The following is an 11,557-nucleotide window of genomic DNA, read 5'->3' on the forward strand; positions in this document are numbered from 1 at the left end:
GACGGCGTGGGGGCGGGCGGGGGCCGCGAGCCCGCACATGCGCCGAGGCAGAGGACGAGCAGCGGGAGGAGGAAGTGTCGGCACCGCACCGGGAGCAGCTCCAGCCGCGGCACGAAGGGGGCGCGCGGGCGGACATTCTCCATGACTGGCGTCAGGGCCGCGAGCAGGTCGCGGCCCCGACGTCACTTCAGGCGTTGAGGACGGGGTAGGTGGCCAGCAGCTCGATGAGCGCGGGGCCGTACAGCCGCGCCCGCTTCTCCCCGAAGTAGGGCACGTGCGCCAGCGCCTCCACGTCCTTCGGGGGCTGCGAGGCCAGCGCGTCCATCAGCGGGTTGGTCAGCACCACGCTGGGCGTCACCTTTCGCTCGGTGGCCTTCTCCACGCGGAAGAGCTTGAGGGCCTCCTCGCGCTTGCGCTTGTTGGCGTCCTTGGGGCCCTTGGGCTCGCGCTCCGGGGCCAGCTCGCCCCGGCGCGACTTCTCCAGCAACTCTCGCACCACGGCCAGGAGCTCCTCCCCGTGCGTGCGGATGAAGGAGCCCCGCACGCCGGCCATGCGCGCCAGCTCCTTGGGGTTGGTGGGCAGCTTCACCGCGATGTCACCCAGCGCCATGTTGGAGAGCATCCGCCCCATGGGGACGTTGTCCTGCTCCGCCCACTCCAGCCGCTTGCGGTGCAGGGCGTGGGCAATGGCGTGGGCCAGCGTCAGCTGCGTGGGGTTCAGCCCGGCGCGGGGCAGCTTGGGCTTGAAGTCCGCGCCCACGTCGGGGCGCGCCACGGCCTCGTCGCACAGGCGGTCGCAGTCCAGGAGGACCTCCTCCAGGATGTCAGCCTCGCGGCAGGCGTCGCGCACCTGGCGGCCCAGCTCGCACAGGTAGCGCACGTCATTGGCGATGTACTCCCGCATGCCCGGGGGCAGGGGGCGGATGGAGAAGTCCGACTGCTGGTGCTCCTTCGGCAGCTCCACGCCCAGCCGTTCCCGGGCGAGGTCGGCCAGGCCCACCTTGGGCCACCCCAGCAGGGTGGCGGCCCGGTGGGTGTCGAAGAGGCCCTGCACCCGGACGCCCACCTCGGCGAGGAACTGGAGGTCGCCCTGGGCGGCGTGGAAGAACTTGGTGCGCGCCGGGTCGGCCATCAGCGGGGCGAGCATGCCCGGCACCACGCCCGGCTGGAGCGTGTCCAACAGGAAGACCTGGTCGTCGGTGGCGAGCTGGAGGAAGCACAGCCGGGCGCGGAAGGCGTGCATGGAGTCCGCCTCCAGGTCCACGGCGATTTCGCGCGCGGCTTCCAGCGTGCGGGTCGCCCGCTCTTCTCCAGAGGCGTCTACTACGTCAACGGCACCTTGCGGGTAGGTCGGCATTGCGGGGGGCAGGCTAGCGGACCGGGCCTTGGGATTGAGGTGTTTTTTCCCGGGCCGCCGCTAGGATGGCCGCGCCGATGAACGACGTCCAGCGCCTGGAAAAGAGTTTGCTTGGCCACATGGGCCGAGCCATCGCGGACCACCGCCTCATTGAGGACGGGGACCGCATCATGGTGGGCGTGTCCGGAGGCAAGGACTCCTACACGATGCTGCACCTCCTGCGGGAGCTCCAGCGCCGCGCACCCGTGAAGTTCGAGTTGCTGGCGGTGAACCTGGACCAGGGTCACCCCGGCTTCCCAGCGGACAAGCTGGAGGCGTACTTCCAGCGTGAGGGCTACCCGTACAAGCTGTTGAAGGAGGACACCTACAGCATCGTCCTGGAGAAGACGCCTCCGGGGAAGACGCAGTGCTCGGTGTGCTCGCGCATGCGGCGCGGCATCCTCTACACGGCGGCGGTGGAGTTGGGGTGCACCAAGATTGCCCTGGGCCACCACCGCGACGACCTCATCCACACGCTGCTGCTCAACCTCTTCTTCGCCGGCTCCATCAAGGCGATGCCGCCGCTCTTGCGCAGCGATGACGGGCGCAACGTGGTCATCCGCCCGCTGTGCTACGCGCCGGAGAAGGACATCGCGAAGTTCGCGGAGTTGATGGCCTTCCCCATCATCCCGTGCGATTTGTGCGGCACGCAGGAGAACCTCCAGCGCAAGCGGATGCAGCGGCTGATGGAGGAGCTGGGCAAGGAGATTCCCAACGTCCGCCAGAGCGTCCTCAACGCCATGGCGAACGTGCGGCCCAGCCATTTGCTGGACAAGACGCTCAACCCCGACCCGCTGCACGCCAGCGAGGCAGGGGCTACGACGACCGAACCGAAGGACACTCAAGGGAGCGCCAGCCCATGGCTCGAGAGCAGGCAGTGAAGGCGCGGAACGACCGCAACGGCGCACTGGTGGAGGCGATGCTGCTGGCCGCGATGGCCGACGGGCGCGTCTCGCAGCGGGAGATGCAGACGCTCCTCAGCCGCGTGCTGGAGCGCCCGGAGTTCGAGGGCACCCGCCCGGACGAGCTCAACGCCCTGGTGGAGACCAGCGCCGCGCGGCTGTCGGAGGCCAGGAATCTGGAGGACGTGCTCGCGTCGCTGCGGCGCCGGCTGCCGGACCACAAGAACCGGATGCTGGCCTTCGGGCTGGCGGCGGCGGTGGCCCTGGCGGACCAGCGCGCCACGCGGGACGAGCTGGGCCTGCTCAAGACGTTCCAGGCCGCGCTGGGCATCTCCGAGGACGAGGTGGCGCAAATCATCGACGTCATCGAGAACGGCGGCAGCCTGGCGGAGGCGCTGGGCGAGCCGCTGGAGCGCCTGTTCGCGGAGGTCATGGTGCTGGTGAGCGCCGCGGACGGGAAGCTCCAGGAGGCGGAGGCTCGGGCGCTGGTGGAGAGCTTCGCGGCGGACCCCCTCTTCGAGAACGTCAGCCCCGAGCGCGCCCAGAACTTCGTCAGCGAGTCCGTGTCGGCCCTGGCCGCCGAGGGCCTGCCCCAGCGGCTCCAGGTGCTGGCCCACGGCCTGACGACGCACGCCCAGCGGGTGAAGGCCTTCCGGCTGGCCACCAAGATTGCCCACGCGGGGGGCGCCCCGAGCCATCCCGAGCAGCGAATCCTGGATATGCTCCAGGCCACCTTCGGCCTGGCCGACGATGAAGTGGCGCGCCTGGGCAGGGAGGGGTAGTTAGGGGGGTCGTATGACCCTGCAAGCCCCCTCGACGCCCCGGCATTCCTTCCGGTTCGGGCTGCCCCCCTCCCTGGGCAGCGAGACGGCGCGAGAGCGCGCAGACCGCCTGGCCTCGTTCCTCCAGCGCGCCCTGGGCAAGCTGGTGGAGGTGAGCGTCGCGTCCAGCTACGAGACGCTCGCCAAGGACTTGCTCTCCGGACGCGCGGACGCGGCCTGGGCCCCGCCCTTCGTCTGCGCGCGCATGGAGGCCATGGGCGTGCGCGTGGTGGTTCGCGGCGTGCGCCGGGGCATGTCGTCCTACCGGTCCGCCCTGGTGTGCCGTGCGGGCGCGGGGCTGACGGTGGACCGGCTGAAGGGCACCACCGCCGCGTGGGTGGACCGGGATTCGGTGGCGGGCTACCTGCTGCCCACCGCCTACCTCAAGACGCAGGGCCTGGAGCCGACGCGGGCCTTCTTCGCGCAGCACTTCGCGGGCTCGTACCAGGGCGCGCTGGAGTCGGTGCTGGACGGCAAGGCGGACGTCACCAGCGTCTTCTGCCCGCCGGCGTCCACGGGGCTGACGTTCGCCACCGGCGTGGAGGACGTGCTGGGCGCGGGCGCCGGCCGGCGCTTCGAGCTGATTGCGTACACCGACGAGGCCCCCAACGACGGTGTCCCCGTGGCCATGGGGCTGCAGCCGCAGCTGGTGAGCGCGCTGGAGTCCACGCTGCTGAGCCTCCAGTCGTCGCCAGACGGTCAGGCGCTGCTGAAGGACATCTTCAACGCGGAGCGCTTCGAAGCCGCGCCGCGCATGGGCTACCGCGCGCTGTACCGCGTGGCGCTGGCCAGCCTGTAGCCGCGCCTGCCGGGCGTCATCGTTTCGTACCGCTCCCCCCGCGCGCGTTGGGGCAGGATGCGCGCATGTCTGAGTCCAAGCGCTACGAGGGTGGTTGTCACTGTGGTCAGGTCCGTTACGACGTGAGCCTGGACCTGAGCCAACCGCTGGTTTCCTGTAACTGTTCCATCTGTCTCAAGACGGGCATGTTGCTGGCCTTCGCCCCCGCGGAGCAGTTCAACCTCCAGAAAGGCGCCGAGCACATCACCGACTACCAGTTCGGCAAGAAGGCCATCCACCACCTGTTCTGTGGCACGTGCGGGGTCCGCTCCTTCGGCAAGGGCACGATGCCGGACGGCAAGGAGATGCGCGCCATCAACGTCCGCTGCCTGGACGGCGTGGAACTGGACGGCCTGCCGGTGATGAAGGTGGACGGGAGGCGCTTCTAGCCCTCGGGCTACTTGCCGCCGTCGCCCTGTCCGCCGGGGCCCTTCGGTGGAGGCCGCTTCGCCGGGGCGGGTTTCGCACCCGGCGCGGCGGCCGGCGGCCGGGTCGGGGCGGCGGGCCGGGCATTCTGGACCCTGGCCGCCTGACGCGGGTCGAAGTTGATGACGGTGGGCTCGGTGGCGAAGCGGTCCTCTTCCAGCTCCTCCGCGTACATGCCCCGCATGAAGGCCGCCAGGTGCGCCGTCGTCGCGTGCAGCTTCTCCGTCAGGAGGAACTCCTCCAACGCGAGCTGCAGCTCACCCGCCGTGGAGAAGCGCTCATCCCGCTTGCGCGCCAGCGCCTTGAAGACGATGGCGTCCAGCGCCTTGGGAACCCCTGGCACCACCTCCGACGGGGGGACAATCTTCGTGCCCACCACCGCCTTGAGCGTGGCCAGCTCCGTCTCGCGCTTGAAGAGGCGCTGCTGCGTCAGCAGCTCGTAGAACACCGTCCCCAGGCCGAACACGTCCGAGCGCGAGTCCAGCGGCTCACCCCGGGCCTGCTCCGGGGACATGTACGCGTGCTTGCCCTTGATGGTGCCGACAATCGTCTGGGACAGCTTCCCGGACGCCTTGGCCACGCCGAAGTCGATGAGCTTCACGCCGCCGTTGAAGCCCACCAGCACGTTCTGGGGGGACACGTCCCGGTGAATCAGCGCCAGCTTCCGGCCCGAAGGGCTGCGCGCGTTGTGGGCCGCGTCCAGGCCGGCGGCGGCGTCCGCGATGATGCGGCACTTGAGCCCCAGGGGAATCGTGATGCCGTGCTGCTGGGCCCGGGCGCCCAGGGGACCCACGGCCTCGCCATGCACGTACTCCATGGCGATGTAGTACTGCCCGTCCACGTCTCCCAAGTCGTAGATTTGCGCGATGTTGGGGTGGTTGAGGTGCGCGGCGATGCGCCCCTCGTCCAGGAACATGTCGATGAACTCGTCGTCCTCGGACAGGTGGGGCAGCAGCCGCTTCACCACCAGCAGCTTCTGGAACCCCACCGGCCCCTTCTGCCGGGCGAGGTAGACGGCGCCCATGCCGCCAATGGCGAGTTTCCGAAGCAGCTCGTAGCGGCCGAATATTTCCACGACGTCCGCCACGATAGCCGCGCCGGGTGGGGGCACGGAAGTCCACGGCGCATCATTTCCTGTAACACCGTGACTTCCATGTTTTGTCGGGGGGGCCCCGGACCTCCTCGCCGGGCCTACGGGGCCGCGCAGACGCTGCGGTAGCGGACCTCCACCGACTGGCCGGCCAGGGGGATGGCCCCGGGCTGGAAGACGATGGCGTTCTGCTCCGCGTCGTAGAGCCACTGCGTCGCGGGCACCGGCTGGCCCTGGACGCGCACGCCCATCTCCCCCAGGCCCGTGGGCGCCGCGGTGAGCGGGAAGTCCGCCTGCGGCTCTCCGGCGCGCTGGATGACCTGCTCCAGCAGCCCGTCGTAGCTCTGGGCGCAGATGTTGGCGACCTGGCCACCCGTGCCGTTGGCCACGGCGGTGAAGCGGTCCGAGCCGCTGCCCGCGGTGGCGCACCCGGAGTCGGTGGGCACCAGTCCGTAGAGCTGGCTGCGGTGGGACATGCCCGTGCCCTTCAGCGTCTGGAGGAACTGGATGTAGCTCTCCGGACCGAAGCCGGAGTTGTCGTCCTCGTCGGCCACCACCACCACCGCCATGCGGGCCGCCGCGCGGACGAAGCCGGCGTTGCCGTCATTGGGCTGCGGGGTGCGCAAGTCGTCCACCTGCTCGGACAGGGGCGCGGAGAGCGCCTGGCGCATCGTCTCCAGGCCCTGCACCAGGTTGTGGCACATGCCCACGCCCAGGTTGGCCTGGAGGTCCGCGGCCGCGGTGGCGCTGGTGCTGGACACCACGCGGGGCCGGCTGCCGTCCACCGGGAAGAGGCGCCCGGCCTCGCCGCCATTGGCGCCGCCGCCGCACTGGGGGCCCCGGGCCACCAGGCCCGTGCTGGTGACGCCCACGCGCACGTCCACGCCGTTCGTCTGGGCCAGCTGCAGCCACTGTGGAATCGCCGCCTTCAGCCGGTCCTGGTACTGCTGCATGGTGGTGGTGTTGGACACCACGAAGAGGACGTCCAGTTGGCTGTCGGTGCCCTGCGTGTAGCGGTCCACCTGGATGCCCTCGTGGTTCGTCTCCGCCAGCAGCGGCACGAGGAAGGGTGAAGGCTCATTGGGTGTGCGCAGGTACAGCGGGCTGAAGTGCTGGCCATGCACGTTGCGCGCGTAGCCGACCTCCAGCTCGAAGCCCTCGCCCGGCGCCAGGGTGACGGGCGCCGTCATGGGCGTCACCAGCGAGAACTGGTTGCTGGTGCCGTTGCCGATGTCCGCGCCCGTCACGGTGATGGGGCTGCTGCACCGGTTGGCCACGTACGTCTTCCGGGGCGCCGCGGCGCAGTCGTAGCGGATGGGGCCGAAGTCCACGAAGGCCGGCGTCGCCACCAGGCAGCTCTGCCGGGACACGCCCTTGAGGGGCAGCCGCACCGTGGGCGCGGCCGGGTTGCTCACCGTCAGCTGCAGCTCGCCGGTGAAGTCACCCTCCGCCTGCGGCCGGAAGGCCACCATGGCGCCAAAGCCCGTGTCGTACTGCACCACGCCGCCGGTGAGCCGGCCGCCCGGCATGAAGAAGACGCCGCCGCCGTCATTGCTGATGTGGATGTCCTTCACGGCGCACTCGGCGCTGCCGGGGTTGCGGAACTGGAAGCCCAGCACCGCGCCCCGGCCCGGCGTCACGTTGCCGAAGTCCATCACCGGCTGCGGCACCAGCTCGTACACACACGGCGCGGTGGCTCGCGAGCGGCCGGTGAGGATGATTTCGCGCTCCGGGTTGAACATGTCATCCGAGCGCACGCGCAGCGCGGCCGTCCACGTGCCCGCCGCGGTGGGTTCGAAGTAGACCTTCAGCTCCAGCGCGTCGGCGCCGGGGGCAATGGGCAGCCCGGGCGTCGTCTCCAGCACGGGCCAGACGCCGCCGCTCCACGGATAGGCCTCGGTGCCGCGCGTGGGCACGTCCACGCTGAACTGCGGGCTGTCGCCGCCCGCCGCCACGCCGACGAACTGGAGGTTGCCGTTGGTGCCCGCGTTGGAGATGCGGATGACGCGCTCCACCTTGCCGCCCACCGGCACCTCGCCGAAGTCCAGCGACACCGGCGTCACCGCCAGCGTGGGCCGGCCGCCGCGCGCGTCCAGAATCACCTGCGACGCGCGCGCCTTGTCGGACGTGTAGTGCACCGTGAGGTCGCCCACGTTGGGACCGGAGAAGCGCGCCGCGAACTCCATCTGCATCTCGACGACTTCGCCCGGCCCGACGGAGGAGCCCTCCGGCCGGGAGATTGGCACGAAGGCATGGTCGCTGGTCACCAGCCGCTCGACGGTGACGGGGCGCCAGGTGATGTTGCGCGCCCGTGTGTACGACTGCGTGCGCTCATGCACCGGAATCAGGTCGAAGGGGACGGGCGCCGGGTCGAACTCGAAGGCGGAGGCCACCGAGTTGCCCTTCAGCTCCACGGTGGACGGCGTGCAGCCCTCGCAGGAGAGAATCTCCAGGCGCGCGCCCATGCTCCCCAGCGCGCGGGGCAGGTACCGGGTGCTCACCTTGCGCGACGACAGCGGGGGAATGGTGATGGTGTCCGCGGTGAAGGGGTCCGCGTGCGTGCCCGCCACCGTGAGCGTCAGCGGCAGGTCCACGGGGTTCGTCACCGTGACGTCCAGCGTGCGCTCGCTGTCCACCTCGAGCGTCTCGTAGTCCAGCAAGGGCGGCTCCACGCCGATTTGGGTGGGCGTGCCCATGCCCATCACCTGCACCTGGGCTTCCGCGCCCTGGTTGGCGTCCGTCTTGACGTGCACCGTCTCCATCGCCAGGCCTTCGGTGAGCGGGTGGAAGCGGACGTGCACCACGTGGGACTCGCCCGGCATCACCCGCTCGCCGCCTTCGCCCAGCTCCACTTCATAGGAGGGGTTGTTGGCCAGACCCAGCGCGTCCAGGGCGGAGAAGGGCACGTACCCGACATTGCGGATGCGGACCTCCCGCTCCCGCCACTCGCCCACGGGCACGTCGCCAAAGTCGAGGAGGTTCGTGTCCACCACCGCGGTGGCCTGCACCGCGCGGGTCTCCACCCCCTCGTGGCACGCCGTCCCGACGGTTACGAGCAACGCCAGTGTGAGTCCACGCCCTGTCAGCCCCATCCTCATTTCCCGCTCCCCACCCTTCTCCCCACACCCACCGGCTGGGCCCGATGCGTGATCCGCCGCCTGCTCCCTAATCAATTTGCGTACCAACCCAGAGAGCAAGGGGGCGTCCTCCTGATTTCAGGAGGTTGGCGTGAGGTGGGTGTCGTCAGGTGGGCAAAGAGGAAGGGCGATACTCTGGAGGGTGAAAGACTTTCCCGTCCTTCTGTCGGTGAGGGAATGTAGGTGGGTGTCAGCGGATGAAGCGAATGAGCGCCTCCGCGACCACTTCGGGCTGCTCCATGTGGACGTGGTGCCCGCCGGGGAGGTGCAGCGGTGGCTGGGCGAGGGTTTGGAGCGCCTGCGTCCGGTTGCGCATGAGGGCTTCGTCGTGGCGCAGCCCGCCGGTGGCGAGGATGAGTTGCAGCGGGCAGGTGATTCCGGCCTGGAGCGCCATCCATTGGGCCTCGTCGTAACCCATGCCGAAGCGGCGGCGGTGGCGCGGGTCGAAGGTGAAGGCGAAGCCGCCTTCGCATGGCTCCGTCCCGTGCCGGGCGAGGTACAGCGCCGCGTCTTGCGTCAGCGTGGGGCTGTTCTCCAGCAGCCGCGCGGCGGCGGCCTCCACGGTGGGGTAGCGCTTGCGGTTGGGCGGGCGGCGCGCGTCATCCAGGGCGCTGCGCAGTCGGCTCAGGGCCCCTTCCGCGGGCCCGCCAGCGGGGCCCAGGCTTTCGATGAGCGTCACGCTCTTCACGCGCTTCGGGCGGGCGGCGGCGTAGGCCTGGGAGACGATGCCTCCCAGCGAGTGCCCCACCAGGTGCACCGCGTCCAGGCCCAGCCCGTCCAACGTGGCCTCCACGTCGAGCGCGTGGTCGCTGAACTGGTAGGTGGCGCCGGGGCCCACGTGGGCGCTGCGGCCCATGCCCCGAAAGTCGAGCAGCACCAGCCGCCACGTTGGGGGCAGGTGAGGGAGGAGGGCGTCGAAGCTGTGGGAATGGTCCAGCCAGCCATGCAGGAAGAGCACGGCGGGCGCGCCGGGCGCGGGGCGCTGCCGGACATGCAGCGCCAGGCCTTCGGCATCAACAGTGAGGGATTCGAGCGCGTTGGACACGGGAGCCTCCTGCCCCGTGCCTTACCCGGTTCACGTGCCCGGGAGAACCGTCATCCACGCCCGGACGCGGCGCGCGTTCAGCGGGGCCCGGGGGGCGGCCGCGGCGGCCCCCCCGTGTCGGGCCGGGAGAGAACCATCGCGAGCTGGCGCGCCTGATTCTCGGTGGCGCAGCGGTACTCCTGCTGCTTGCCGTTGTCCTTCTCGATACGGAGAACCCAGACGTCGTTTTCCTTCGTGACATTCGCCTGCTGGGACATGTGGCGGTTCCTCCCCGCCGCGGGGAGGAGCATGTTTCATGCCGCACTGGTGGAGAGGCCTCAAGGCCCCGAATTTCCGGCACCGCCCCACCTCGCCTGTCGAGCGGGGTGACAAAAATTGTGCACGGTTGCGACAAATTTGGCCGGAAAGCCTCGCATTGATTGCGTAGTGCCCCAGGGCGGGTCTGCCTTTACCCTGTTACAACCCGAGGTGTCAGGTGTCCTGGGCGTCGGGCCACTCCCAGGCGGAGCGGTAGCCGCCGGTGGCCTGGGTGCCCTCGACGAAGCGGGCGTAGAAGGGGTGCCCGCTGAGGGTGGCGGAGTCGCCCACGACGAAGAGGTGACGGCGGGCGCGGGTGAGGGCCACGTTCATGCGGCGCAGGTCGGTGAGGAAGCCGAGCTGTCCTTCGCTGTTGGAGCGGGTGAGGGAGACGATGACGGCGTCCTTCTCCCGGCCCTGGAACGCGTCGACGGTGTCGACCTCCACCTCGGGGCTGAGCGCCTCGATGCGCTCGCGGAGCTGATGGGCCTGGGCGCTGTAGGGCGTAATCACCGCCAGCTCGCGGGGCGACAGGCCGGCGGCGAGCAGGGCGCGCACGCGGGCCTCCACCAGTCCGGCCTCGCCGGGGTTGAAGAGGCTTCGGGTGGTGGGCTCGACTTCTTCGTCGAAGCCCTTGCCGGCGGTGTCCAGGTAGAGCACGGGGGGCGCGTCCACGTCCGCGCCGGGCGTGAGGACGGCGTCCAGCGTGCGGTCCGCGATGGAGGGGTGGGCGCGCAGCTCGCCCGCGTACATCTCCCGTGAAGGGAAGTCCATGATGCGGGCGTTCATGCGGTACTGCTCGCGCAGCATGCGCTTGACGCCCTCTCCGTGGTCCTTGAGCAGGCGCTCGAAGAGGCTCACGCCCAGGCCGGCCTTCGCGGCCTCCTGGGAGAGGACGGTGGGCGGGAGCTGCTGCGGGTCGCCAGCGAGGATGACGCGGGGCGCGCGCAGGAAGCCGAGCAGCGCCAAAGGCTCGGTGGCCTGCGTGGCCTCATCGAGCAGCGCCAGGTCGAACTGCTGGCCGGAGAGCACGCCGGAGTCGAGGCTGGAGAGCGTCACGCAGAGGACGTCCGCGTTGGCGAGCACGGACTTCACGGCCTTGCGCTCCAGGGCGCGGGCCTCGTCGAGCATGCCCTTGGCCTCGGAGGTGGACGCGCGGGCGTTGGCGAAGCGCGCGCGGCTGCGGCCCTGGTTGCGCTGGCGGCGCGCGTAGCCCAGCAGGGAGTAGGCCTCGTCGAAGAGGTCGCGGGAGACGGCGCGGTCCGGGTGGGACTCCACGACGATGTCCAGGGTGTGCTCCTGGAGCCGCGCGGCCACGCGGGCGGGGTGGCCCACGCGGATGGCGCGCAGGCCCTTGTCCAGGCACAAGTCCAACAGGTGGTCCACGGCGGCGTTGCTGGCGGCGGTGCAGAGCAGGCGCTTGCCGTCCGCCACGGCCTGGGCGGCGACCTCGGCCAGCACGGTGGACTTGCCGGTGCCGGGTCGCCAGCGAGGATGACGCGGGGCGCGCGCAGGAAGCCGAGCAGCGCCAAAGGCTCGGTGGCCTGCGTGGCCTCATCGAGCAGCGCCAGGTCGAACTGCTGGCCGGAGAGCACGCCGGAGTCG

General features: G+C 70.4%; 9 protein-coding genes and 2 pseudogenes. 4 read left to right on the plus strand and 7 right to left on the minus strand.

From position 1 onward, the window contains the following. Window positions 1–187 precede the first annotated feature (187 nt). Window positions 188–1,357: a ribonuclease D gene (locus HV824_RS32215; RefSeq protein WP_176420206.1), complete on the minus strand. Its 1,170-nt coding sequence runs from the start codon at window positions 1,355–1,357 to the stop codon at window positions 188–190. Window positions 1,358–1,422: 65 nt separating this feature from the next. Between HV824_RS32215 and ttcA the strand changes: the two genes are divergently transcribed. From ttcA to HV824_RS32235, 4 genes are all read left to right on the plus strand, one after another. Continuing rightward, window positions 1,423–2,277 (plus strand): tRNA 2-thiocytidine(32) synthetase TtcA, encoded by an 855-nt coding sequence (ttcA, locus tag HV824_RS32220; protein WP_176420207.1) that lies wholly within the window; start codon window positions 1,423–1,425, stop codon window positions 2,275–2,277. Then, a complete protein-coding gene (locus HV824_RS32225; RefSeq protein ID WP_176420208.1) occupies window positions 2,256–3,080 on the plus strand; it encodes a TerB family tellurite resistance protein in 825 nt (274 codons plus the stop codon). Before ttcA ends, HV824_RS32225 begins: the two co-directional genes overlap by 22 nt. Window positions 3,081–3,093: 13 nt before the next feature. Further along, on the plus strand, window positions 3,094–3,918 hold the full coding sequence (locus HV824_RS32230) for a phosphate/phosphite/phosphonate ABC transporter substrate-binding protein (RefSeq protein WP_176420209.1): 825 nt from the start codon (window positions 3,094–3,096) through the stop codon (window positions 3,916–3,918). Window positions 3,919–3,983: 65 nt separating this feature from the next. After that, on the plus strand, window positions 3,984–4,346 hold the full coding sequence (locus tag HV824_RS32235; protein WP_176420211.1) for a GFA family protein: 363 nt from the start codon (window positions 3,984–3,986) through the stop codon (window positions 4,344–4,346). Between the two features lie 8 nt (window positions 4,347–4,354). On the opposite strand, the gene HV824_RS32240 is transcribed toward HV824_RS32235, so the two are convergent. The 6 genes and pseudogenes from HV824_RS32240 to HV824_RS38295 all read right to left on the minus strand — a co-directional run. Then, window positions 4,355–5,494 (minus strand): serine/threonine-protein kinase, encoded by a 1,140-nt coding sequence (locus tag HV824_RS32240; protein ID WP_176420213.1) that lies wholly within the window; start codon window positions 5,492–5,494, stop codon window positions 4,355–4,357. A gap of 80 nt (window positions 5,495–5,574) precedes the next feature. Further along, the gene (locus HV824_RS32245) at window positions 5,575–8,571 is read right to left on the minus strand and encodes a choice-of-anchor D domain-containing protein (protein ID WP_176420216.1); all 2,997 of its coding nucleotides are present in this window, start codon (window positions 8,569–8,571) and stop codon (window positions 5,575–5,577) included. Between the two features lie 229 nt (window positions 8,572–8,800). Then, on the minus strand, window positions 8,801–9,655 hold the full coding sequence (locus HV824_RS32250) for an alpha/beta fold hydrolase (RefSeq protein WP_176420218.1): 855 nt from the start codon (window positions 9,653–9,655) through the stop codon (window positions 8,801–8,803). 77 nt (window positions 9,656–9,732) lie between these two features. After that, on the minus strand, window positions 9,733–9,912 hold the full coding sequence (locus HV824_RS32255) for a hypothetical protein (protein ID WP_255208508.1): 180 nt from the start codon (window positions 9,910–9,912) through the stop codon (window positions 9,733–9,735). Window positions 9,913–10,126: 214 nt separating this feature from the next. After that, window positions 10,127–11,434, minus strand: a pseudogene (locus tag HV824_RS38090) (AAA domain-containing protein); the annotation flags it as partial. A gap of 50 nt (window positions 11,435–11,484) precedes the next feature. Further along, window positions 11,485–11,547 (minus strand): annotated as a pseudogene (locus HV824_RS38295) (hypothetical protein); the annotation flags it as partial. Window positions 11,548–11,557: the final 10 nt, after the last annotated feature.

The organism is Myxococcus sp. AM009 (genome assembly GCF_013372605.1).
Lineage (GTDB): Bacteria > Myxococcota > Myxococcia > Myxococcales > Myxococcaceae > Myxococcus > Myxococcus vastator.